The organism is Candidatus Margulisiibacteriota bacterium, from assembly GCA_018822365.1.
Classification (GTDB): domain Bacteria; phylum Margulisbacteria; class WOR-1; order O2-12-FULL-45-9; family XYB2-FULL-48-7; genus XYB2-FULL-45-9.
Genome location: JAHJKL010000061.1, coordinates 74,814 through 98,259 on the forward strand (window position 1 = coordinate 74,814; position 23,446 = coordinate 98,259).

22 protein-coding genes and 4 tRNA genes are annotated in these 23,446 nt (G+C 53.4%); 14 read left to right on the plus strand and 12 right to left on the minus strand.

Annotation, left to right across the window (positions count from 1 at the left end; genetic code table 11):
• Positions 1 to 2 precede the first annotated feature (2 nt).
• Positions 3 to 75: transfer RNA gene (locus tag KKF06_05660), tRNA-Val, on the minus strand.
• 80 nt (positions 76 to 155) lie between these two features.
• A tRNA-Val gene (locus tag KKF06_05665) sits at positions 156 to 229 on the minus strand.
• A gap of 141 nt (positions 230 to 370) precedes the next feature.
• On the opposite strand from KKF06_05665, the gene KKF06_05670 reads away from it, so the two are divergent.
• The 4 genes from KKF06_05670 to KKF06_05685 all read left to right on the plus strand — a co-directional run bounded on the left by KKF06_05670 (position 371) and on the right by KKF06_05685 (position 1,975).
• Positions 371 to 442: transfer RNA gene (locus tag KKF06_05670), tRNA-Ile, on the plus strand.
• 26 nt (positions 443 to 468) lie between these two features.
• A complete protein-coding gene (locus KKF06_05675) occupies positions 469 to 633 on the plus strand; it encodes a hypothetical protein (protein MBU1617241.1) in 165 nt (54 codons plus the stop codon).
• Positions 615 to 1,097, plus strand: coding sequence for a hypothetical protein (locus tag KKF06_05680; GenBank protein ID MBU1617242.1), 483 nt, complete (start codon positions 615 to 617; stop codon positions 1,095 to 1,097). Before KKF06_05675 ends, KKF06_05680 begins: the two co-directional genes overlap by 19 nt.
• On the plus strand, positions 1,094 to 1,975 hold the full coding sequence (locus tag KKF06_05685; GenBank protein MBU1617243.1) for a polysaccharide deacetylase family protein: 882 nt from the start codon (positions 1,094 to 1,096) through the stop codon (positions 1,973 to 1,975). Before KKF06_05680 ends, KKF06_05685 begins: the two co-directional genes overlap by 4 nt.
• 2 nt (positions 1,976 to 1,977) lie before the next feature.
• Here the strand turns inward: KKF06_05685 and rpoD are convergent, their stop codons facing one another.
• The 8 genes from rpoD to yqeK form a co-directional block, all read right to left on the minus strand.
• Positions 1,978 to 3,042, minus strand: a complete 1,065-nt coding sequence (gene rpoD / locus KKF06_05690; protein MBU1617244.1) for an RNA polymerase sigma factor RpoD — start codon at positions 3,040 to 3,042, stop codon at positions 1,978 to 1,980.
• Between the two features lie 33 nt (positions 3,043 to 3,075).
• Complete coding sequence (gene dnaG, locus KKF06_05695) at positions 3,076 to 4,836, minus strand: DNA primase (protein MBU1617245.1); 1,761 nt, start codon at positions 4,834 to 4,836, stop codon at positions 3,076 to 3,078.
• Complete coding sequence (locus KKF06_05700) at positions 4,818 to 5,813, minus strand: deoxyguanosinetriphosphate triphosphohydrolase (protein MBU1617246.1); 996 nt, start codon at positions 5,811 to 5,813, stop codon at positions 4,818 to 4,820. The genes dnaG and KKF06_05700 overlap by 19 nt, the downstream gene beginning before the upstream one ends.
• A gap of 13 nt (positions 5,814 to 5,826) precedes the next feature.
• The gene (gene ppdK, locus KKF06_05705) at positions 5,827 to 8,532 is read right to left on the minus strand and encodes a pyruvate, phosphate dikinase (protein ID MBU1617247.1); all 2,706 of its coding nucleotides are present in this window, start codon (positions 8,530 to 8,532) and stop codon (positions 5,827 to 5,829) included.
• Between the two features lie 44 nt (positions 8,533 to 8,576).
• Positions 8,577 to 8,649, minus strand: a tRNA-Ala gene (locus KKF06_05710).
• A gap of 92 nt (positions 8,650 to 8,741) precedes the next feature.
• The gene (rsfS, locus tag KKF06_05715; protein MBU1617248.1) at positions 8,742 to 9,095 is read right to left on the minus strand and encodes a ribosome silencing factor; all 354 of its coding nucleotides are present in this window, start codon (positions 9,093 to 9,095) and stop codon (positions 8,742 to 8,744) included.
• Positions 9,092 to 10,006 carry an LCP family protein gene (locus tag KKF06_05720; GenBank protein ID MBU1617249.1) on the minus strand — a complete coding sequence of 305 codons (915 nt, stop codon included), beginning with the start codon at positions 10,004 to 10,006 and terminating at the stop codon, positions 9,092 to 9,094. The genes rsfS and KKF06_05720 overlap by 4 nt, the downstream gene beginning before the upstream one ends.
• Positions 9,987 to 10,568, minus strand: a complete 582-nt coding sequence (yqeK, locus tag KKF06_05725) for a bis(5'-nucleosyl)-tetraphosphatase (symmetrical) YqeK (GenBank protein ID MBU1617250.1) — start codon at positions 10,566 to 10,568, stop codon at positions 9,987 to 9,989. The genes KKF06_05720 and yqeK overlap by 20 nt, the downstream gene beginning before the upstream one ends.
• An 85-nt stretch (positions 10,569 to 10,653) precedes the next feature.
• Here yqeK and KKF06_05730 point away from each other — a divergent pair, with 85 nt between their 5' ends.
• Genes KKF06_05730 through KKF06_05740 form a run of 3 tightly spaced genes read left to right on the plus strand, consistent with a single transcriptional unit; the run spans position 10,654 to position 15,243 of the window.
• The gene (locus KKF06_05730) at positions 10,654 to 11,418 is read left to right on the plus strand and encodes an NTP transferase domain-containing protein (protein MBU1617251.1); all 765 of its coding nucleotides are present in this window, start codon (positions 10,654 to 10,656) and stop codon (positions 11,416 to 11,418) included.
• A 25-nt stretch (positions 11,419 to 11,443) separates the two neighbouring features.
• Positions 11,444 to 13,975, plus strand: a complete 2,532-nt coding sequence (locus KKF06_05735; GenBank protein MBU1617252.1) for a PAS domain S-box protein — start codon at positions 11,444 to 11,446, stop codon at positions 13,973 to 13,975.
• A gap of 8 nt (positions 13,976 to 13,983) precedes the next feature.
• Positions 13,984 to 15,243 (plus strand): response regulator, encoded by a 1,260-nt coding sequence (locus KKF06_05740; GenBank protein ID MBU1617253.1) that lies wholly within the window; start codon positions 13,984 to 13,986, stop codon positions 15,241 to 15,243.
• A gap of 11 nt (positions 15,244 to 15,254) precedes the next feature.
• On the opposite strand, the gene glmM is transcribed toward KKF06_05740, so the two are convergent.
• Both glmM and KKF06_05750 read right to left on the minus strand, forming a co-directional pair.
• Positions 15,255 to 16,592, minus strand: coding sequence for a phosphoglucosamine mutase (gene glmM / locus KKF06_05745; GenBank protein ID MBU1617254.1), 1,338 nt, complete (start codon positions 16,590 to 16,592; stop codon positions 15,255 to 15,257).
• A gap of 40 nt (positions 16,593 to 16,632) precedes the next feature.
• The gene (locus KKF06_05750) at positions 16,633 to 17,349 is read right to left on the minus strand and encodes a hypothetical protein (protein ID MBU1617255.1); all 717 of its coding nucleotides are present in this window, start codon (positions 17,347 to 17,349) and stop codon (positions 16,633 to 16,635) included.
• 81 nt (positions 17,350 to 17,430) lie between these two features.
• Between KKF06_05750 and KKF06_05755 the strand changes: the two genes are divergently transcribed.
• From KKF06_05755 to argB, 7 genes are all read left to right on the plus strand, one after another.
• Positions 17,431 to 18,309, plus strand: coding sequence for a formylglycine-generating enzyme family protein (locus KKF06_05755; protein MBU1617256.1), 879 nt, complete (start codon positions 17,431 to 17,433; stop codon positions 18,307 to 18,309).
• 81 nt (positions 18,310 to 18,390) lie between these two features.
• The gene (locus KKF06_05760; GenBank protein MBU1617257.1) at positions 18,391 to 18,816 is read left to right on the plus strand and encodes a hypothetical protein; all 426 of its coding nucleotides are present in this window, start codon (positions 18,391 to 18,393) and stop codon (positions 18,814 to 18,816) included.
• A gap of 97 nt (positions 18,817 to 18,913) precedes the next feature.
• Positions 18,914 to 19,696 carry an AmmeMemoRadiSam system protein B gene (gene amrB, locus KKF06_05765; protein ID MBU1617258.1) on the plus strand — a complete coding sequence of 261 codons (783 nt, stop codon included), beginning with the start codon at positions 18,914 to 18,916 and terminating at the stop codon, positions 19,694 to 19,696.
• A gap of 1 nt (position 19,697) precedes the next feature.
• Positions 19,698 to 20,207 (plus strand): AmmeMemoRadiSam system protein A, encoded by a 510-nt coding sequence (gene amrA / locus KKF06_05770; GenBank protein MBU1617259.1) that lies wholly within the window; start codon positions 19,698 to 19,700, stop codon positions 20,205 to 20,207.
• Positions 20,208 to 20,282: 75 nt separating this feature from the next.
• Positions 20,283 to 21,326 (plus strand): N-acetyl-gamma-glutamyl-phosphate reductase, encoded by a 1,044-nt coding sequence (argC, locus tag KKF06_05775; protein MBU1617260.1) that lies wholly within the window; start codon positions 20,283 to 20,285, stop codon positions 21,324 to 21,326.
• Positions 21,323 to 22,420 (plus strand): bifunctional glutamate N-acetyltransferase/amino-acid acetyltransferase ArgJ, encoded by a 1,098-nt coding sequence (gene argJ, locus KKF06_05780; protein ID MBU1617261.1) that lies wholly within the window; start codon positions 21,323 to 21,325, stop codon positions 22,418 to 22,420. Before argC ends, argJ begins: the two co-directional genes overlap by 4 nt.
• A 39-nt stretch (positions 22,421 to 22,459) precedes the next feature.
• The gene (gene argB / locus KKF06_05785; GenBank protein ID MBU1617262.1) at positions 22,460 to 23,347 is read left to right on the plus strand and encodes an acetylglutamate kinase; all 888 of its coding nucleotides are present in this window, start codon (positions 22,460 to 22,462) and stop codon (positions 23,345 to 23,347) included.
• Positions 23,348 to 23,446 lie beyond the last annotated feature (99 nt).

Genomic DNA, 23,446 nt, shown 5'->3' on the forward strand with positions numbered 1-23,446 from the left:
AATGGGCAGTGTAGGACTCGAACCTACGACCTCCTCGGTGTAAGCGAGGCATTCAACCAGCTGAACTAACTGCCCTGGATAACTAACAACTGATTATCTTATAAAAACAACAAGTTGTTAGTTGTAGGCGCAACGCGCCGAGTTGTCAGTTAAAATGGGCGGTACAGGAGTCGAACCTGTGACCTCCTGCGTGTGAAGCAGGCGCTCTAACCAGCTGAGCTAACCGCCCCAGGATAACTAACAACCGATGATATTACTCAAGTTCAGTTTAGCTTATATTGCAAGCACCAGTCAAGACGTGATACCATGTTATGTGGTTGTAGTCCGCCGGAGGCGGACGTGTTGTAAGTTGTTATTCGGCAGTTATTGAGGGCCCTTAGCTCAATGGTAGAGCGCTCGACTCATAATCGATTGGTTATAGGTTCGAATCCTATAGGGCCCAATTTAATACTTAGGAGGGAGCTATTTATGGTTGAAAAAGCAAAAAATATTGACGAACTGTTGGCGCAAATTGACGAGTTTGAGAAAACGATCCATGGCTTGGGGGAAAATGTCGCTAAATTAAAGCAAAAACTTTTAGAGAACAAGTCCAAATATGGGCCGGATATTTCGGCATGGCCAAAAGAAGCCTAACGCTTTTATTAACGGCAGCCATTGTTGCTGCCTTGGCCTCCCCGATGCTTGCGAAGGGATCCTCTGTCTACCCTTCGCTCAAGGTCCTGGTTACCACGTATTATACCCATAACTGGAGCGAGTTTGGCCGTTACAAAAAAGTTTCCCAAAACAACCACCGCCTTGGCAACTTTGTTGCTTTAAATTTTCTTCCGGGCGGCAGTATTATTATGATCCCCAGGTTATTTAAAGGCCAATTGTTTGAAGTAGCGGATACATTTGGCGGACGCGGCTACGACTATTTTAAAGGAGAACGCTATTGGAAGATCGATATATTGCGGGATAAAGGCGAATTTTACGAAGACATCGATTCTCCAGTCGATCTTTATATCGTTAAATACAACAAGCGGGGGGAATTTAAGAACCGGGAGGTCAAACGGAACGCCCTGCTGATCTATAAACGCTTTGAGAAGCAATTTAAATGACAATCTTCTTTTTTAACCGCGTAATTTATTGCGCGGTTACAGGCCTGTTGCTATTGTTTGTCGCCGGCTGTGCCCCTGGGCCGGTTGCAAAGAGCGCTCCACCGGCCAAAGCAGTCGCGGCCACCCATTCCTTCAAAAAATTCCCAGTCTTAGAATACCACCTGATCCGCCGGCCGGAGGCTCGCTGGTCGCGGACCCCGGAAAACTTTTGGCGCGACCTGGAGTGGCTACGGTCAAACAATTATTATCCTTTTAACCTGCGCGATATTTTGGCCGGATTTCCTGGCTTGCCTCCGGGAAAGATTCCGGTCGTGTTGACCTTTGACGATTCATCGTCGAGCCAGTTTCGCTATTTGCCAAACGGCGAAGTTGATCCGGAGTGCGCGGTCGGAATAATTAAAAGATTTAACGCGAAATACCCTGACTGGCCGGTCCGTGGAACTTTTTTTATTCTGGTTCAGACTAACAACCCCGATCGGAATATCTTCGGCCAGCCGGAAAATCCTGACTATAAGGCCAGAAAACTTCGCCAGCTGGAAGAGTGGGGGATGGAGGTCGCTTCTCACACCTATAGCCACGACCGGCTTTCCGATATTCCGACCGGCGACGCGGTTTATTCATTAGCCCGATCGCACCAGACATTAAGCGCCATGACTAGCCGTGATGTGGTTAGTCTGGCTTTGCCGATGGGGCTTTATCCCATAGACGAAGGGGTTTTTGCAAGACAGGGCCAGAAGGGGGGATATAATTTTAAATTGGCGGCCGAAGTCGCGGGAGGATTGCAGCCGGCGCCGTGGGAAGAAAACTTTAATCCCCGTCATATCAGAAGGATACAGACCATCGCTTCAGAGTGGAAAAAATTCTTTGGCCGAGAGTAGCGTTATTTTAAGTACTCTTTAAGTTTGCGGGCGCGGGTCGGATGTTTTAATTTCCGCAAAGCCTTGGCCTCGATCTGCCGGATCCGCTCGCGAGTGACCGCGAAAACTTTACCCACTTCTTCCAATGTCCGCGGATGGCCGTCGTCCAGCCCGAAGCGGAGCTTAAGGACGGTTCGCTCGCGCTCGGAGAGGGTGTTCATGACCTCTTCCAGGTCGTCGCGCAACAATCCCTGCAGGACGATGTCGTCCGGCGCCTGGATGGTGATATCTTCGACAAAATCCCCCAGCCTGGAGCTTTCTTCGTCGCCGATCGGCGCCTCCAGTGAGAGCGGGACCTGTGAGATCCGCAGAATTTCGCGGACCTTGTCGACTGACATCCGGGCGCGCTGGGCGATCTCTTTTTCGGTCGGCTTGTGCCCAAGCTGCTGCAGCAGGATGCGTGATGTTTTGCGCAGGCGGTTGATCGTTTCGATCATGTGGACCGGGATCCTGATGGTCCGGGCCTGGTCGGCAATGGCGCGGGTGATCGCCTGGCGGATCCACCAGGTGGCGTAGGTCGAGAATTTGTACCCCTTCCGGTAATCGAATTTTTCGACCGCGCGGATCAGCCCCAGGTTCCCTTCCTGAACAAGGTCGAGGAAGAGCATTCCCCGGCCGGTGTATTTTTTGGCGATAGAGACGACCAGGCGGAGGTTGGAGTTGACCAGCTTGTGCTTGGCGCGGATATCGCCTGCTTTTAGCCGCTTTGCCAGGACGACCTCTTCTTCGGAAGTAAGGAGCGGGAATTTGCCGATCTCGCGCAGATACATCCGGACGGTGTCGTCGACGCCGACCCCTTTTAACCCCAGCAGTTCTTTCTGCAGATCTTCGGCTTTGGGGACCTCTTCTCCCTTGATCTTCTTGCCGCTTTCAGACAGGTCGATCCCGGTGCTCAGGAGCTGTTCGATCTGGTCGAGCTTTTTCTCCGGTTCGGGGTAGACCGAGAGGATATCTTCCGGCGTCAGGAAGCCTTTCCGGGCGCCTAAAGTTTTAAGTGTTTCAAAATCAGCTTTTTTACCAAAGTACATGCGATCCCCTCCAATTTGTTATCGATGCCGTTTCTAGGAAATTTCAGCCATTAACGCCGAGATGAGCTCGGAGGCCCGGGCTGTGTCGCCGGCCGCTTCCGCCTGCTGCAGCTCGCTCTTTAGCGCGTTGACCCTGCTTTTAAGCTTCTCCTCCCGCAGCGATTCGATACAGTCATGCAATATCTCCTGCGGGTTCTCCTGTGATTCGCTCAAGAGGGCGGTGGTCAGGAAGCGTTTACCCCCTTCATCCTCGATCAAGCTAAGAAGTTTATGCTCTGGATCTTCCGCTCCGCTAAGATCGGTGCTGTAGATCAGTGCCGCGACCTGCCTGGCTTCTGGCGTGATAAAACGGTCGAGCGGCAATTCCGCTTTCAATTTTTCCCTGGCGTCAACGTTTTGCGCCGCCAGCGCCAACAAATGTTTTTCGGCCGCGATTATTCTTGACGGCGGCTTCTCCACGGTCCGGCGCAAGCTCCGAGCCGCTGGGTTGTTGTAAAACTTCAGCTTTCTGGCTTCAGCCAGGACCTGTTCTTCCGTTGTTTTTAGCGCGCCGGCCGCAAGCTTGGCGTACTCTTTTTGGGCGAACTGGTCCGTTTCTCCTGACAGTAATTGTCCGATCTCCTTGAGCGCCCGGCCCCGCCCTTCGATCTCTTTTAGATTGTGCCGGCCCAGGGTCCGCTTGAGCTTGAACTCAAGGTAGGGGAGGGAGTCGGAGAGCGCCTTCTTCAGCGCGTCCCCTCCTTGTTTCTGGACAAGCTCATCCGGGTCTTTGGCCCCGCTTAATTGGGCAACCCTAACTTTTAAGCCTGCGGAAATGATCAGTTCAGCCGATCTTTCGGCGGCAGTTTCGCCGGCCGGGTCGGCATCATAAGCCAACACAACTGTATCGGCAAAGCGGGCCAGCAACTTGCATTGGCCGATTGTCAGAGCGGTGCCGAGCGGCGCCACGACATTGTGGACCCCGGCTTGAAAAGTTGAGATCAGGTCGACGTTCCCTTCGACCAGGATCGCGGTTCGGGTGTTTTTGATCGCTTCTTTGGTGGTGCTCAAGCCAAAGACTGCGTCTCCTTTGCGGAAAACCGGAGTGTCGGGGGAGTTTAAATATTTTGGTTCTTTGCCGTCGAGAGAGCGGCCGCTGAAACCCAGGACCCGGCCGCGGGTATCCATAATTGGGAACTGAAGGCGGCCGCGGAACCGGTCAAAATAGCTCCCTTTTTCGTTCTCCCGTTCGAGGACCAGCCCGGCCTGTTCCATTAGTTTTGGGTCCGCTCCGCGGGAGAGCAGGTATCGGTAAAGATTGTCCCAGCCGTCCGGAGCGCAGCCCAAATCGAACCTTCGGGCGGTCTCTTCGCTGATCCTCCGCTGTTTCATGTAGTCGCGGGCCGCTGTCCCTTCCGGTCCCTGCAGGGATTTTTGGTAAAATTTACCGGCGAGATGAAGCAGATCGTAAAGCTGGTCGCGCAGGCTCTTTCCGGCTCCTGAAGGGCTACCCCCTTCGACCTCGATCCCGAGTTTTTCTCCCAGCTCGCGGACCGCCTCGGCAAAGCCAAGGTTGTCGATTTGCATAATAAAGTCAAAAACGTTCCCGCCGGCCCCGCAGCCGAAGCAGTGGAACAACTGCTTCTCTTCGGAGACGGTGAAGGATGGTGTCTTTTCCGAATGGAACGGGCAAAGACCCAGGTGACTGCGCCCCCGCTTGCGCAGCGGGGTGTATTCAGAAATGATCTTGACGATATCTGATTTTTTTCTGATCTCTTCGATCGTTTGGGCAGGGATCAAACAGTCTGCCTCCATTCATCGGGGACAAAAAGCTCCTGGAACTTGTTGATGGCGTAGCGGTCGGTCATGCCGGCGATAAAATCGACGGTGTGCTGGAGCTGGTCCTTTTCTTTGAGCCCTTTTTGGAACGGCAGGTTGTAATGATAATAGCGGAACAAGCGCTGCAGCAGTTCCGGTACTTTTTTTTCTTCCCGCTTGGCGGTCGGGTTGGTGTAAACGTTCTTGTACATAAAATCGTAAAGGCCGTCCATGGCGACCTGGACATCGCCGCTCATCCGGATGACCGGCTTATGCCGGCTGTGCCGGACAATATCGGTCACGATCCGGTCTAAAATATTCTTTCCCAGGGCCCGCATATGCCGGCGGGGAAGCTGTTTTTCCTTGAGCACTCCGGCAACGATCGCGTCCTCGATGTCGTGCCGTAAATAAGCGATCCGGTCGGCCAGCCTGACAATGCACCCTTCCAGGGTTGCCGGCCAGGGATCGTCAGGAGTGTGGTTGCGGATCCCGTCGAGGACTTCCCAGGTCAGGTTAAGTCCGGCCCCATCCCGTTCCAGATATTCGACTACCCGAAGGCTCTGTTCGTTGTGATAAAAGCGCCGGCCATAGTGCTTGAGAATGTCGTCGAGAACATATTCGCCGGCGTGGCCGAAAGGAGTATGTCCCAGGTCGTGTCCCAGGGAGATCGCTTCGGCCAGGTCCTCGTTGAGGCAAAGGGCGCGGGCAATGGTCCGGGCAATCTGGGAGACTTCCAGAGTGTGGGTCAGCCTGGTCCGGAAATGGTCTTCGACCGGCGAAATAAAAACCTGGGTCTTGTGTTTTAAACGGCGGAAGGCTTTGGAATGGATGATCCGGTCGCGATCGCGCTGAAAAGCGGTGCGGAGCGGACATTCTTTCTCTGACTTTTTCCGCCCTTTTGATCTGGCGGAAAAAGCAGCGTGGGGCGAGAGAAATTGCTTCTCCCGCCCCTCGATTTCTTCGCGAATTAGCAGCTTAGCTCAACTCCTATTTTTTGGCTTTCAAAACTGCTTGAGCCGCCGCGAGCCGAGCGATCGGCACGCGGTATGGAGAACAGCTGACGTAATTGAGCCCGACTTTGTGGCAGAACTCGATCGAAGAAGGATCTCCGCCGTGTTCGCCGCAGATCCCGAGCTTGAGGTCCTTTTTGGCCTGGCGTCCTTTTTTGACCGCAATGGCGACCAGCTGGCCAACCCCCTCCTGATCAAGCGATTGGAAAGGATCGTCTTTGTAGATCCCCATCTCGACATAGGTCGGCAGGAACTTGCCGGCGTCGTCGCGGGAGAGCCCCATGGTCATCTGGGTCAGGTCGTTGGTCCCGAAGGAGAAGAAATGCGCCTCTTCGGCGATCTTGTCGGCGACCAGCGCGGCGCGCGGCACTTCGATCATTGTCCCGACCATGTAATCGAGCTTGACGCCGAATTTGGCAATGGTCTCTTTGGCTACCCGGTTGATGATCTCGGTCTGGTTCTTGAGCTCGGAGACCGAGCCGACCAGCGGGACCATGATCTCGGGCTTGACGTTGATCCCTTTCTTCTTTAGTTCGCAAGCCGCTTCAATAATGGCCCGGGCCTGCATTTCGGTGATCTCCGGGTAAATGATCCCAAGGCGGCAGCCGCGATGGCCAAGCATCGGGTTGAATTCATGGAGCGAATTAACTTTCTTTTGGACATGCTCCAGGGAGACCCCCATATCGGTCGCCATTTCCTGCTGCTGCGCGGTTTCGTGCGGCACAAATTCATGCAGCGGCGGGTCGAGGAGGCGGATGGTGACCGGCAGCCCCTTCATTGCTTCAAAGATCCCGACAAAATCTCCCTTTTGCATCGGCAGAAGTTTGGCCAGCGCTTTTTTGCGCCCTTCCAGGTCATCGGCCAGGATCATTTCGCGGACCGCTTTGATCCGGTCCCCTTCAAAGAACATATGTTCTGTCCGGCAAAGGCCGATCCCCTCGGCGCCAAAGTCGCGGGCGACCTGGGCATCTTTCGGCGTATCGGCGTTGGTCCGGATGCCGAGGGTCCTGACCTTGTCGGCCCAGGCCATGATCTTGCCGAAATTGCCGGAGAGGGCCGGCTGACTGGTCGGGACTTTCCCTTTCATGACCTGACCGGTTGTGCCGTCAAGCGAGATCCAGTCCCCTTCTTTAACGACAACTCCCTTGGCTTCGAACTGCTTGGTCTTGTAGTTGATGTCGAGGTCGCCGCAGCCGGCAACGCAGCATTTTCCCATGCCGCGGGCAACGACCGCCGCGTGGGAGGTCATGCCGCCCCGGGCGGTGAGAATGCCTTCGGCGACGTTCATCCCGCCGATATCTTCAGGCGAGGTTTCGATCCGGACGAGAATTACTTTCTTGCCGTCCTTGACCCATTCTTCGGCCTCGTCGGCGTGGAAAACCGCCTGGCCGGTTGCCGCTCCCGGAGAAGCGGGAAGGCCTTTGGCGATAACTTCTTTTTTCGCTTTCGGGTCGAAAGTCGGATGGAGGAGCTGGTCAAGTTGTGACGGCGAGATCCGCAGGAGCGCGGTCTTGGTGTCGATCAGCTTTTCGGCGACCATGTCGCAGGCGATCTGGAGGGCGGCGGCGGCTGTCCGTTTGCCGTTCCGGGTCTGGAGCATCCAGAGTTTCCCTTTTTGAATGGTGAATTCAATGTCCTGCATGTCGCGGTAGTGCTTTTCCAGTTTCTTGTAGATCGCTTCCAGCGTCTTGTAAGCGACCGGCATAACTTCTTCCAGTGTCTTTTGGTCGGCAGAACTCTTGGTTGAGTTGTTGACCGGCTGGGGAGTCCTGATGCCGGCGACAACGTCTTCCCCCTGAGCGTTGATCAGGTATTCACCATAGAATTTGTGCTCGCCGGTCGACGGGTTGCGGGTGAAAGCGACGCCGGTGCCGGAGTCGTTCCCCATGTTGCCAAAGACCATCGCCTGGACATTGACGGCGGTTCCCCAGTCGTGAGGTACTTTGTTGATCTGCCGGTACTTGATCGCCCGGTCTCCCATCCAGGAGCCGAAAACCGCTTCGATCGCTCCCCAGAGCTGGGTCCACGGATCTTCAGGGAAATCCATCCCTTTCCGTTTTTTGATCGCCGCTTTGAAGCGTTTGACTAATTCTTTAAGGTCGTCAACGCTCAGGTCAACGTCGAGCTTGATCCCTTTTTCTTCTTTAACTTCGTCCATGATCTCTTCGAACGGGTCGATGTCGGTCTTGGTCTGCGGCTTGAGGCCGAGGACAACGTCGCCGTACATCTGGACGAACCGGCGATAGGCATCCCAGGCGAACCTTTCGTTCCCTGATTGTTTGACCAGGCCGACGACCGTTTTGTCGTTGAGCCCGAGATTAAGAACAGTGTCCATCATCCCCGGCATGGAGACCCGGGCGCCGGAGCGGACCGAGACGAGGAGCGGATTGGACTCGCTCCCGAATTCGGCCCCTGTTCCCATGTTTTTTTCAATGTGTTTCATGCTTTCGCGGATCTGGGCGTCAAGTGCTTTTGGATATTTCCGGTTCAATTTGTAATAAACCGTGCACATCTCCGTGGTGATCGTGAAACCGGGAGGGACCGGGATGCCGATATTGGTCATTTCTGCCAGGTTGGCCCCTTTGCCCCCCAACAGATTTTTCATTTCCGACTTGCCGTCCGCCTTGGTCCCGCCGAATCGATACACAAACTTGGTCTCTTTCTTTTTTCCTTTAGTAGCCATTTTTCCTTACCCCTTTCTTTTTATTAACTAAGACAACAAAAAAATGGAGCCGAGGGGGATCGAACCCCTGACCTCTTGACTGCCAGTCAAGCGTTCTCCCAGCTGAACTACGGCCCCACAATACGAAACACACGAAACACGAGTGACGGAACATGGGAAAGGGATCGCGAACCGTTGTTTATTATACACCAAAAGGGGCGGGTTGGGAATTAATAATGGTAAATTATCGCTTCTTTACCCCAGAGCTCTTCAAGGTTGTAATATTCCCGCTCAGCTACTCCAAGAATGTGGATAACGATCGAGCCAAGGTCAAGGATCTGCCAGCCGGAGCCGGAGACTCCCTGCCAGCGGTAACCTTTGATCCCCGCCTTGCGGAGCTGGTCGTCGATCTCGCCGCTGATTGCTTTGAGCTGCGGCTCGCTTTCGCCGCCGCAAATGACCAGGTAGTCGAGCAGGTTTGAAGTTTTCCTGACATCCAGGACCTTGATATCAAGGGCAAGCTTGTTTTCCGCAGCTCTGGCGATCAGTTCGATGGTCTTTTCTTCGCTTGGCCGGTTGGTCATGGCTGGCCTGCTTCTTTGGCGCCGATCGACAGGTATCGGTCGACCGTGGAGGGGAGAGAGTCGGAGTCCGGTTTGTAATAATATATGCCGTCGACAATCAGGCTGCCGCCGCGCAGGGTGGTCATGGCGATCTGTCCGGTTTCCTGTGCCCCCCTGACCGTTAGGGAGAGCCCCAGGACCTGGCGGGAATTCAGGTTGGTCTCGATGCAGCTGAGCAGAGAGAAGAAAACATCGGCACTTTTAAGGATATGTTCCCGCCGTAACAGCTGTTCGCCGACGGTTTTAATAAAGTCCTGTTGGCGTTCGATCCGGGCAAAGTCGTTGTCGGTGTGGCGGAAACGCAGGTAACCCATGACCTGCCGCCCGTTGAGGGTTTGCAGTCCGGGCTGGAGGTCGATGTGCAGGTCGTCCGCGTAGTCGACATAATACATCCGCTTAGGTACGTTGACCTTGACCCCTCCGATCTTATCGATAAGTCCTTCCAATCCTGATAGATCGACGACAACATAGTAAGGGATATCGATCTTTAATAGTTCAGCGACCGTTTGCCGGGAGAGTTCGACCCCGCCGTAAGCAAATGCATGGTTGATCTTGTCGAGCCCGCGTCCGGGGATGGTGACCAGGGTGTCGCGCGGGATCGAGACCAGCCCGACGGTTTTTTTGTCAGGGTCGATATTGACGACCATGATCGTGTCGGATCGGTGGGAATACCCTTTGTCTACACCAAGCACCAGGATGTTGGACCGGGGGAAGATCGGGGAGGTTGGGGCGAGGCTTAAAAAGACCTCGAGCAGGGCGAGCCGGGAGGCGATCCCAATGACGAAGCCGGCGATCATTCCAAAAAAGATCAGAAAGATCATTAGAACGATCAGTGCCTTGAAACTTTTTTTCTTAATTTCTTTTTTTTGCATGTTTCAGCAGTAAATAATTCCTGGTCTCGACGGTTGCCGGATGAAAGGGGAGGCCGAGCTTCAGGAAATAGCCGACCGAATTTTCGGTAAAAGCAATGATCGCCCGGTCCAGGTCATGGAGAGCGAGTTTTCTGATCCGGCCGATCCCGGTAAATTTCCGCCCGACCTCAATATGATCGGCCAGGTAAATGATCTTTTCCAGCCGGCTCATCCCCGGCCGGCCGGTAGTGTGGTTCTCAATAGCCGCCAGTATTTCTTTGTCTTTGATCCCGAATTCGGCGGCAGCCAGGCGGCGGCCGATCTCGCCGTGAAAAAGTTTGGGCTCAAAAAGCCTGACCGGGTCGGGCGTTAGTTTGAATATTTTTGCCATCCGGAGGAGCCCCCGCCGGTCAAAGCGCCGGGCGCAATCATGGAGCAGGGCGGCCAGGCTGGTTTTGGCCCGGTTGACCCGGTACTTGCTGGCCAGCGCAAGAGCGATCTTTTCTACCCGGAGGGTGTGGTCAAATCGTTCTTGGTCGAGCGTTACTTTAAGACTGGCGATGATCTCTTCTCTTGATTTCATGAGAAAAACAACAAAATTCGATTTTTTAAGTATAACAATGTAGAAATAGCTTGTCAACTTTAACGGCGATTGTTACAATGGCTTTATGAATGATTTAGCTGTAGTGGTTTTGGCGGCCGGCAAAGGGGTCAGGATGCGATCCGACCTTCCCAAGGTTTTTCACCGGGTGTTAGGCGAGCCAATGCTTTCCCATGTCTTGAAGAGTGTGCAGGAGCTTGGTCCCGCAAAAATACTGGTTGTTGTCGGCTACCAGCGGGAAATGATCATGAGCCATTATCGCGACTGGCCGGTCAAGTTTGTCATCCAGGCAGAACAAAAAGGGACAGGTCACGCTGTCTTGCAGGCGGCTCCTTTTCTTGATGATTTTAGCGGAACGGTTTTAGTTGTGGCAGGTGATGTCCCGCTTCTCTCGACGGAGACAATGCGCCGGCTTCTTGCTTTTCACCGGAAGAACGGGGCCGTGGCGACCGACCTGACGGCAGAATTGCCTGATGGGGGAAATTACGGGCGAATTGTCCGGCAGGTGGGGGGGGAGCTTCTTAAGATCGTAGAAAAAAAAGATGCGACACCTGAAGAGTTGAGGATCCGGGAGGTCAATACCGGAACTTTTTGTTTTGACAAGGAAGCGCTTTTTGCCGCCCTGGCGGAAGTAGGGTCGGAGAACGCCCAAAAAGAATACTATTTGACCGACACGATCGAGATCCTCCGGCGCCAGGGGAAAAGTGTTTTTGCTTTCAGCACAAATGATCCGGCAGAGACTCTTGGGGTCAATACCAGGGAAGAACTGGCGGAGATCGAAAAGCTTTTGCGACTGAGAAGAGAACGATTGGCTGATGCGACCGCTAAATAGTTCGAATTATCTCCCTCTATTTCTAATGTTGGGGGGGGGTGGTACCCTGCTCCTGATCTTTCTCCACCGGATCGAGCATCTCTTCCCGCTTTATATCGGTCTGGCGGCGTTGGCGATGGGGTGGCTGGTTTACAGCGCCGCTCCGGGGAAGCGGATCAATTTGACCTATTTATTTCTGACCGGGTTTTTGTATGTATTTGCTCTTTCCCTTTTTCTTTTTTCTACGGCAAAAGTTCCGTCGGAAGCGCTCTTTTGGTTAAGAGCGGGAGCGATTTCCGGGCTGGCGACCGCGGTCGCGTTTTTTTACTTTGCCTTGATATTTCCCAAAGTGGAGAGCCGGCCGACCATTCCCCAGCTTGTTTTCTGGGTGGTCTGGGGAGGCCTGTCCCTGAGTCTTTCTTTTACCGGCCTGCTGTTTGAAAAAGCGGTGATCACTCCAGATGGGAACGGGTTTAATCTTGGGTTAGGCTCGCCTATATATTTGTTTTTCATGCTGGCGACCGCCGGGGTTTCGATCATGGTCCTGCGCCGCAAACAACAGCGCTACTTTGGGACCAGCCGTCTCCAGGTTGGCTACATCCTGCTGGGGGGAGTGTTGGCCTTGAGCGTTCCCCTTCTTTGCAATCTGGTCTTGCCGGTTATGGGATTCAACCAGCTGTTGGGGTACGGACCTTTTTTCTTGCTGACCCTGGCGGCGTTTGGCTATTATACGATCCTCAAGCACCGGTTAATGAGCCTGGAGATAGTTATCCGCCAGATCACGGTGTACACCACGTCGGCTCTCTTGTCGGCCATTCTTTTCCTGATCATTGTCCTGCTCGGGCAGGCATATTTTGCCGGCCGTCCCGGTTTTGGCCTGCTGACCTTTTCCGCTTTTGACGCATTGCTGATCGCCATTCTTTATCAGCCACTTGTCTCAATTACCGGCAGGATCGCCGACCGGCTGTTTTTTAGGGGGCGCTACGACTATCGGAACACGATCCTGAAGATCAGCCGGGAGATCGCTTCGGTCATCAAGCTGGAAGGCTTGACCAAGCTGATCGCCATGTCATTTGTTAAAACAATGGAGGTCTCGGAGATCTCTTTTCTGTTGCTCGACCAGGAGCGGGAGCATTTTCGTTCGATCCCGATGTCGATCCCCAGGTACAAGCGGATCGAGATCGACGTGGAAAGTCCGATCGTCTCCTGGTTGTCGATCATGCAGGATGTTCTGGTCAGGGACGAAATTGAAGACGAGCTTGACCGCCAGATGGTCCACACCGGCGGAGTGCTGGCCGGGACATCGGACCTGGAAGAAGTGCGGGACGAAATGGACCGACTTGGCATTCCGGTCTGGGTGCCGATCATCTCAAAAGATCAGTTGATCGGGATCATCGCGCTCGGGAACAAGCTTTCAGGTGACATTATGACGGCCGAGGATATCGGCCTGCTTGGGACGCTGGCGAGCCAGACGGCTGTCGCCCTGGACAACGCCCGGCTCTATGCCCAGGTCGTCAACATGAAAGATTACAACGAAGAGATTCTCCAGTCGATGGTCAGCGGGGTCATGACCGTTGACCAGAAAGAACGGATCGTGACCTTTAACCAGATGGCGGAAAAGATCACCGGCCGGAAGATCATAGAAGTGCTGGGGAAGAGCTGTGAAGAAATCTGGGGGGAGGACTCTCTCCTCAACCGGATCGTGGCGCAGTCGTTTAAAGAACACTGTTTTAACAACCATGAAGCAGTTCTTTCTTCCCATGAGCGGGGTGGGGTGCCGGTCTCGATCGCCTCGACCCTGCTCCGCGACCACGACGGCAAAAAGATCGGCGTATTGATCACTATTTTAGACTTGACCGAGATCAAGCAGTTGGAAGATAAAGTTCGCCGGGCCGACAAGCTGGCCGCGCTGGCGACGATGGGGGCGGGGATGGCGCACGAGATCAAAAACCCGCTTTCGTCCATGAAGGTCTTTGCTCAGCTGCTCCCTACCCGTTATAACGACCCGGAGTACCGGAAAAAACTGCAGGAGATCTTGCCGCGGGAGATCAACCGGATCGACCGGATCGTCGAAAGCCTTTTGAGCTTTGCCAGGGCATCGGCCCTGACCTTTGCTCCGGTCCAGATCGGGGAGCTGCTCGATGAAACTATCGCCGATTATCGTGAACAAACCAAGGGGGCGAAAGTGAAAATAGAAAAAAGCTATGTCCCGCTTCCACCGGTCGAAGTTGACCGGGGGCAGTTGGGACAGGTCTTTTCCAACCTGGTCCTCAACGCGATCCAGGCGATGCCGGAGGGGGGGGCTTTGCTGGTCATGACGCTGGAGGGGGACCGGCGGGATGGAGAATTGCGGACGATCAAAGTGGTGATCAAGGACAGCGGCCCCGGGATCCCGCCGGAGACGCAGAAGCGGCTGTTTGATCCGTTCTACACGACGAAATACGGCGGGACCGGCCTGGGGTTGACCATTTCACACAGCATTGTCGACGGTCATCGCGGATTCATTGATCTGGAGAGCGAAATTGGGAAGGGGACCACCTTCACCATCACTTTACCTGTCCGTCAGGGACTGCTATAATTTAGTCAATGTTAAGCAAGACCTCTATCGTCCTTCTGACCGACGATCCCGGACTGGAGTCAACTGTTCGGGAAGCGGCGCCGGAGAATCGGGTCCGGCCCGCACCCGATCTGGAAACGGCCAAAGAGCTGGTCCGGAGCGAGCCGGCAACCCTGGTGATCATAGACAATGACCTGAAGGATGTCGACGGATTGACCGCTTTCCGGCAGCTGCGTCTGACCGCTCCCGATCTCAAGGTCCTGATGGTTTCTTCGGCTAACGACATTCCGCTGGCGGTCTCGGCCGCCAAGCTTGGGGTCGCGGATTTCCTGAAAAAACCATTTGCCGTTTCCCAGCTGAAAGAAGCGATCGAAAGATTGGCGGGGAGGGCAAGCCTGACCTTTACCCCCCTCAAGACTGATTGGAGCAAAGGGGAAGGGCTAACAAAGCTTTACAAGGAAATACAGTCGCTAAATTCAACCAACATCCTTCTTTTTGGCGAGCAGGGAATCGAAAAAAAACCGGTCGCGGATCTTATTCACCGGAACAGCCAACGGAACCAGCGGCGGTTCAGGTCGATCGATCTTGCTTCGTTCCGCCGGGAAAATCTGGAGGCTTACTTTTGGACCTCGGTCCAGGAGTTGCTGGCGGCACCGACCGCTACCACCATGCAGGACGAGGACGAGCGGTGCGGGACATTGTATCTGGAAAACTTTGACCGGCTCGACCAGGGTTTTAAAAGTTCGATCCTGGAGTTCTTCCGGAAAAGAAAAGAGTCGCTCGACCAAACGGCAATAGTGATCGTAGGAACGGACGCAAAGCCGGAGCTTCTGGCGCCGCAGGCGGCCGAATACGCGAAACTGGTCATCCCCTCGCTGCGGGAGCGGAAAGGTGATTTCCCTTTTATTATGTCCGCCTATCTTCAGCGGTTTGTGGTAGAGCATGACAAGAATATTAAAGGGATCTCTCCGGAAGCGGTCAGTTTTCTTGCCGCTTACGATTTTCCGGGAAATTATCGGGAGCTGGGCCACCTGCTCGAACAAGCGGTCCTGACCTGCCGGGGTGATATTATTTTGGTGGGGGACCTGTCGGTCAACTACAAAATATTCAAGGAGATATTTTTAAAGAAAGCCAAATCAGAGGGTTTGGTTACCCTTGATGAGATCAGGCGGGCATTTGAAGCCGGGCTCTTTAATTTTCTGGCGCTCAAGAATGGCGATGATCTTGGAGGTCTGGCCAAATATTTTGACCTGCCGCGGACGGCGATCGCTGATAGAATGGAACACTAATGGGGATGGATCTAGCCGGTAATTCTCTTTATTAACCCTTCCGCTTTTTCTCTGGTCGGCGCTTCGGCCATGATCCTGATGATCGGTTCTGTATTGGAAGCCCGAACATGGACCCAGGCATCGGGAAAAACCACTTTGATCCCGTCCTTAGTGACCAGTTCTTCACCGGCGAAATTCTTTTTGGCTTTTTCCAGCCACTCGTTAACCTCGAACTGACTGGTACAATCGACTTTGCTCTTGATCATGATATACCGGGGAAGGCTTTTGGCCAGCCTGGAGAGGGGTTGTCCACTCCTGGCCATATAATGAAGGATGAGGGCGATTCCGGCCAGGCTGTCCCGGTTGTAGCCGACCTGCGGGAAAATGACCCCGCCGTTCCCTTCTCCGCCGATGATCGCTTCCTGACGGATAATTTCTTCGACCACGTGGATCTCGCCGATCTTGGTCCGGATGACTTTGGCCCCATGGCTTCTGGCGACATCATCAACGACCCGGCTGGTCGAAAGGTTGGTGACAATGGTATGGTTGCGGGCTTTTCCCTTGGGGGCGGCTTCAAGGATCGAAGCGGCAGCTAACGCGAGGGTTAGCTCTTCGCCGATGGCAAATCCGCCGTCGGCGACAATAGCGAGCCGGTCGGCGTCGGCGTCGACAACAAAGCCGACATCGGCCCTTTTGGTATTCACGTAGCCGATGAGCTCGGTGATGTTTTCAGGGACCGGTTCCGGGTTGTGCGGAAAAGGGAGCAAGACATTGCAATTGATCGGGCAGATGACGCAACCAAGCTTCTTTAAAAGCTCGATAAGGGCGACCGACCCCGCGCCGTTGCAGGCGTCCAGCGCGACCCGGAACTTTTTTTTGCGGATCAGGTTGACGTCTACGACTTTGAGGACCTTTTTTATGTGGAGATCGATCGCCTGGTCGTTGGAGCTGACGGTTTTTGGCGTAGCGACCCGGAACTTTTTTTTCTCATAGAGGTCGATCAGCTTGGCTGCTTTTTTCTCGTTCAAAAAGAGTCCTTCGGGGGTCATGAACTTGATCCCATTCCAGGGGAGGGGGTTATGGGAGGCGGTGACAACAATTCCACCGTCGGCTCGCAGAAGGCGTGTCATGATCCCGACAGTTGGGGTTGGAGCGATGCCGATGTCTATTACTTTGCACCCGGCTGACAGGAGCCCGGCAAAAATGATCCCTTTGATGTATTCGGACGACGGCCGAGGGTCGATGCCGATAACGATAGTTCCCCCGTTCGTGTAGGTCCCAAAGGCTTTGGCGAAATCGAGGCAAAGCTCCGGGGTGAGTGAATCCGGGATCGTGCCTCTGACGCCGGAGATCGAGATTTTTAATGCCATAAGGGCATTATAGCTTATGAGGGCGAAAGAGGGCAAATGCTTAAGGCAGGTGGCCGAGGCGCAGGGTGACGGAACATTCCTGATCAGATGCCGGGTCGGTCGCAATAATGAGTTGACCGACCAGCCGGTCTTTCCGGTATCCGGTAACGAGCTCGGATGTGTTAAGGTCGTTGCGGGTAAAGCCGGCTTGTTCGAACAACGCGCCGATCTGGTTCACTTTAGAATAATCACCGTTAACCCTGACCAGGGTGACCGATTGCAATCCGACTATGAGCGCTTCATTGTCCGAGCCGGTCTGCCAGCTGAACTCGACGTTTTTGGGCTCGGTAAAAGAATAGCCGCTTTTTTGGCAAATGCTTGATAACAAGCCCCGGATGTCCTCGGCTGGCGGCTTTCCTTCCAGGCTTCGTTTGAACCGGGAGATCTTTTGGTTTTCCGTAAACGAGAGGGTCTCGTTTTCGATACGGACGTTCTTGAAGGTATAAGTATTATTGCCGTTGGCCAGGACGACCAGATCTTTTCCTTTGATCTGCCAGGTGCCGTCTTCGTAAGGACGGCCGCGGAAAAAAGAGTTAAACAAATATTCGCCGTTTTTGCCGATGGAAAAAACGACCTCGGTGGCGTCGTAATTTTCCAGGGTTGACCAGCTGCCGATAAGGTTGGCCGGCTTAAGATGGTGGTCAGAAGTGGCGCAGGAACAGACCAGGGGGATCGTTAAAAGAAGCAGCGCGGTAAAGATCCTCTCAAAGAGTTTCATGCTGAAAATATTATACTCTGGCTTTTGGGGAATCGCCACTAGGAGTGAAATCTTTTTGTTCAGCCGGCGATACAAGAGGGTATGCCGATCATTTCAATTTACAAACATGCCGGGCCGGTCGCGGTCGAACGGGCGATTGCCGAAAGAAGGGTTATTGCCAGATCGCTGACCGATAATAAAGTTAAGATCCATATTACAGACGCGTCGATGCTGGAAAAAGTGATGAGGGAAAATGATCTGATGGCGATGGTCCGCATTCCGGAAGGGCGGGCCAGGATCCAATCCTCCTCCAATGTTGAGGTCGGATCGTTTTGGCTTGCTCTGACCCCGGTGACGCGGGCGCAATTATCGCTTTATTTCAATAAACTTGGCTTTGAGACCGGCCAACAGGGTCCGGCCGGTTTTTTGCCGGCAGGGGATGTCCCTTATTATCAGGCTTTTGAATTTGCCGATTGGGCAAAGATGCGTCTGCCGAGTGAACTGCAGTGGGAAAAAGCGTGCCGCGGTACGCACGGTAATCTTTATTCCTGGGGCGATAGCAATGTGGTTCCGCCGGGTGTCGCCTTTAATCTAGCCAAGGATCCCCAAAAAATCTCAGGACCGGCTCCGGTTGATCGTTCTGACATTAGAAATACCGCCAGCGCTTATGGGGTGCTCGACTTGAGCGGTAATATCTGGGAATGGACCAGTTCCACTTTTGATTTTTCAGAAATAAACCGTTGGGCCAAGGCGGACGGGAATACTAGATCATTGCTGGATCAGCTGAAGTCTGGCGCGGACCATGCCGGGGTTTCTGACGATCCATTGATGAATGTCGTTGTCCGGGGTGGGAGCTGGGCTGAAAGGGCTGATCAGTTGGATCATCTAAGAGGTGATTTCAGGCGGGGGGTTGGGATCGACCTTTCAGATCTGCCTGGGAAAGATGTTTACGGCTTTAGATTAGCCGCAAATTATATTTAAGCAAAACAGCCAATAATCCTAGTTGTATTATCGTAATAAAGGCGTATGATATCCAAGAGTTAATTGTTGGGAGGTAAGATCATGATTTACTTGATAAGCGCTGGTTTAATTTCCCTGGTTTTTGGTGTGCTTCTTCTTTTTCTTCCTTCTATGTGCAAAATGGTTTGCAGGTCTTGCGATATGACAGTTTTTGATGTGGATAAATTCACGGCCGATTATCGAATGATCTTCGGCGGGCTGCTGCTCATTGTAGCCATTTTTATTGGGGGGATGGCCTTTTTGTTCCCACAACTTTCTACGTTGCACCTGTTCTGGCTTGTTTCCTTGATTTTTGGCCTGCTTTTTTTGGTCCTTCCCGAACAGCTGGCCAAGATCTCTGTGGTGGCGAATAGGCTTGTCTTTAATACAGACAGCAGCTTAACGGCGTATTGCAAAATAGTTGCCGTTGTCCTTGTTCTGGCTGGACTCTATATTTTGTACATTGCCTTTGCTTTTGGCGGCCGTTAATGCGGACTGATCAATAAGCCTATACGGGGCCGGGCAGTTTGTCGGGCGAATTGCTAAGGTTTGCAGTTTCCTCTCTTTTATACTATTATAACCAACCATGAGCGTAATTTTTGGCGCGATAATGCCGCATCCACCGATCATTGTTCCGACGATCGGCAAGAACCGGTTAAAAGAAGCAGATAAAACAAAAAGAGGGCTGGAAAAGATTTCCCAGCAGATCAAAGGACTGGAATTTGATACCATAGTTGTTATTACTCCACATGGCCGGGTTGGCCAGGCCTCGATCCCGGTTTATACCAGCCACGTTTTTGAAGGAAATTTCGCTGATTTTGGTTACCCCAAACCGTCGGTGTTATACAAAGGTGATCCGGCATTAGGTTTGGCGGTGGTAAAAAACACTCATCTGGCGTCGGCCCTGCCGGAGACGATCCTTGACCACGGGGTCATGGTCCCTCTCCACTATCCGACCGCCGCCGGGATCAATAAACCGATCCTGCCGATCGCGGTCGCCTTTGTCCCTCTGGAAAAGCTGTTCCAGTTCGGTAAAACGCTGGCGGAGACCGCCAGGAGCCTTGACCGGAAGATCGTGGTCATTGCCTCCGCCGATATGTCGCACCGGCTGACCCCCGATGCCCCTAACGGTTTTTCCCCCCGCGGGAAAGAGTTCGACGACAAACTTGTTTCCCTGGTCGAGAAATACGATGTCAACGGGATAATGAACTTCGACCCATCCTTGGCCGAAGAAGCCGGGCAGGATGCTCTCTGGTCGATCGCTGTCCTTCTGGGCGCCTTGGACGGCCGGCCGGTAAAGCCCGAACTCCTCTCTTACGAAGGGCCGTTTGGCGTCGGTTACATGGTCGCGGCGCTCAAACCGGAATAAGATGGAACATCCGCTTGTTCAGTTGGCCCGTTTAACGATCGAAACATATTTAAAAGAGGGAAAGAGCCCTCCGCTTCCCAGGCAGTTAACCCAAGAGATGCAGGCCAGGGCGGGGGTTTTTGTTTCGCTTCACCGCCGGCATGCCCTGCGCGGCTGTATCGGGACCTTTGCCCCGACGACCGCTAATGTCGCCCAGGAAATTATGCGGAACGCGGTCTCCGCTTCGACCGAAGATCCCCGGTTTTCGCCGATGACCACCGATGAATTGGCCGATCTGGAAATTTCGGTCGATGTCCTTTCGGCCCCCGAACCGGTTAGATCGGCGGCCGACCTGGACGCTAAAAAATATGGAGTGATCGTCAAGTCCGGTCCCAGGCGAGGGCTTCTTTTGCCTGATCTGGATGGAGTGAATACGCCTGAGGAACAGATCGCGATTTGCCGTCAGAAAGGCGGCATTGCAAATAATGAGCCGGTAGACCTTTTCAGATTCACTGTAACAAGGTATCATTAGGGGAAGGCAGAGGCACAGGTTAAGGCAAAGGGCGAAAGAAAAGGCAGGGCAGAAGGCGGGAAAAGAGGAGAAATAATGATAAAAGTTGGAATAATTGGCGCGAGTGGTTATGCCGGAATGTCGGTTTTGCAGCTCTTATTGCGGCATCCGGAGGTCAAGATCGAGTGGTTGATGTCGAGCGAACGGAGCAGTGGATCAAAGATCAGCGACCTGTATCCGCACTTGACCGGTGAATGCGAGCTGGTTCTGCTTGACTTGAACGATCTGGAAAAACACCTTGGCGCTGTTGATCTTGTTTTCCTCTCTCTGCCGCATGGGATCGCTTTGAACCATGTTCCCAAAATATTAGCGGCGGGGAAGAAAGTTATCGACCTTGGGGCCGACTATCGTTTTAATGACGAAGCGGTATTTAAAAAGTGGTACCACGTCGAGCATGCCGATAAAGGATCGCTCAAAGAAGCGGTTTTTGGCCTGCCAGAAATTTACCGGGCTGAGATAAAAAAGGCCCGCCTGGTCGCTAACCCGGGATGTTATCCGACAGCCTCGCTCCTGGGGCTTGCTCCGCTGGTCAGGAACAAACTGATCGACAACGGCGCGATCATTATTGACGCTAAATCAGGGGTTTCCGGCGCCGGCCGGGGGACGACCCTTAAAACCCATTTTTGCGAACGGAACGAGGGGGTCGAGGCTTACTCGGTTACCACTCACCGGCATATGGGGGAGATAGAGTATCAGGGGGTCAGGCTAGGGGATGAAGGATTAAAGGTGACCTTTGTTCCTCATCTGGTCCCAATGAATCGGGGGATATTAGCGACGATATATGGGAAGAGCAAACAAACAACAAACAACAAACAACTGACAACAATGTTCAAAGAATATTATAAGAACGAACCCTTTGTCAGGGTGCTGGAGGGGAAAACCCCGAACACCAAGTATGTCGCCGGGACAAATTATTGCGATCTTGGTGTTGACTATAACGAAGCAACGGGACAAATTATTGTCATGTCGGCGATCGACAACCTGATGAAAGGGGCGGCCAGCCAGGCGGTCCAGAATATGAACATTCTTTATGGATTCGAGGAGACGACCGGCCTGTCGCGGCTCGCCCTCTATCCATGAGCCTGCCAAAAGGATTTCTCGCCTCCGCGGTCGCCTGCGGGCTGAAAAAATCGGGCAAGCAAGATCTTGCTCTGATCTTCTCTGAAGCACCGGCCAGCGCCGCCGCCGTCTTTACCACCAATCAGGTTAAAGCGGCGCCGGTTATTGTCTCCATTAAGCATATCCGCCGGGGCCTGGCCCAGGCGATCGTTGCTAACGCCGGGAACGCCAACTGCTGGACAGGGGCCAAAGGGCTGCGCGATGCGTATGAAATGGCGAGCCTCGCTGCCGCGCAGCTTGGGATCGAACCGGAAAAGGTGCTGGTCACTTCGACCGGGACGATCGGCAACCCATTGGCGATGAATAAGGTTTGTTCCGGGATCAAAGCCGCTTCGCTAAAGCTGGCCAAGAGCGGTTTGCGCGATGCTGCCCGGGCGATCATGACTACAGACCTTGTTGAAAAAGTTGTCTCGGTAAAGGTTGGCAAATACACCGTGACCGGTCTGGCTAAAGGGTCGGGGATGATCGCGCCAGCCATGGCGACAATGCACGCATTCATCTTGACCGACGCCGCGGTTGACCGGAAAATACTTCAGCAAGTCGTCCGCCAGGCGAGCGAAAAATCCTTCAACATGGTTTCGGTCGACAACTGCATGTCGACCAACGACTGCGTATTTCTTTTGGCCAACGGGGTTTCCGGGGTCAAGGTCAAAAAGGGAGAGATCAAGAAGTTTGCCAAGGCGGTAGAGAAAGTTTGCGTCCAGCTGGCCAAAGAGATCGCCCGTGATGGAGAAGGGGCGACAAAATTGGTTGAAATCAGGGCTAAAGGGGCCCGAAATAGTGCCGAGGCTAAGATCGCGGTCAAAGCACTGATTAATTCGTTCCTGTTGAAAGCGGCGATCTATGGAAAGGACCGGAACTTTGGCCGGATCCTGCAAGCGCTTGGCGCAACCAGGCTTAACATTAACTGGGAAAAGTTTAAATGGAGCTGGGAGATGAAGCCCAAGCAGGATGTTATTACGATCGACCTGAAGGCCGGGACGGCTGATGCGGTCGGTTGGGGCTGCGATCTGACCGAAGATTATGTCAAGATCAACGCCGATTATCATACATAGCGGTAACCCGAGAAAAAATTCTCGGCTAAATAAAATATTATGCTGGAAAAATTAATCGAACGGGCCAATGTTGTTATCGAAGCACTGCCGTACCTATTAAAGTTCAAGGACAAGATCATTGTCATTAAGTACGGCGGGGCGGCGATGGAGAACAGCGAGCTTAAAGAAGAGGTTATCCGCGACGTCATCTTTCTGAAGATGGTTGGGATGCATCCGGTCCTGGTCCACGGCGGCGGTCCCGAGATCAACCGCTTCCTGAAGAAAAAAGGGATCGAGCCAAAATTCATTGGCGGCTATCGCGTCACCGACAAAGAGACAATGAAAGTTGTCGTGAAAGTCCTGGGAGAACGGATCAATGGCGAGATCGTCTCCATGATCAAGAGGGCTGGTGGGGAAGCCAAAGGGTTTTACGGCAAAAAAGGTGAAGTGATCAAGGCGTACAAGTACTGGAAGAAGGATGGGGAGGGGAATAAGCTTGATCTTGGCTTTACCGGCCAGGTCGGCGGGATCAAATACCGATATCTTCTCAAATGGATCCACCTGGGATATATTCCGGTCCTCTCGTCGATCGGGGTCGGCAAGGATGGGGAGCAGTATAATATTAACGCTGACAAAGCGGCCGCCGCGATCGCCGCTTACCTCAAAGCGGAAAAGATGATCATGATGACCGATGTTCGCGGGGTACTGGATCCCAGCGGCAAGCTGATCTCCGAAGTCAATACATATCGGGCCGACAAGATGATCAAAGCCGGTTCACTCTCCGGCGGCATGATCCCCAAAGTTAAATCGTGCCTCTACGCGGTCCGTAAAGGGGTTCACACCGCTCACATTATAGATGGCCGGATTCGCCACGCCCTGCTCCTGGAGCTCTTTACCGACCACGGTATTGGAACGATGGTTAAAAAACAACTAACAACTAACGACTGACGACAAACAACTGATATTTAAAGGAGCAATAAGATGGTCAAAGTTAACGAATACTTCAATGGCAAAGTCAAGTCGCTGACCCTCAATAATAAGGCTGGA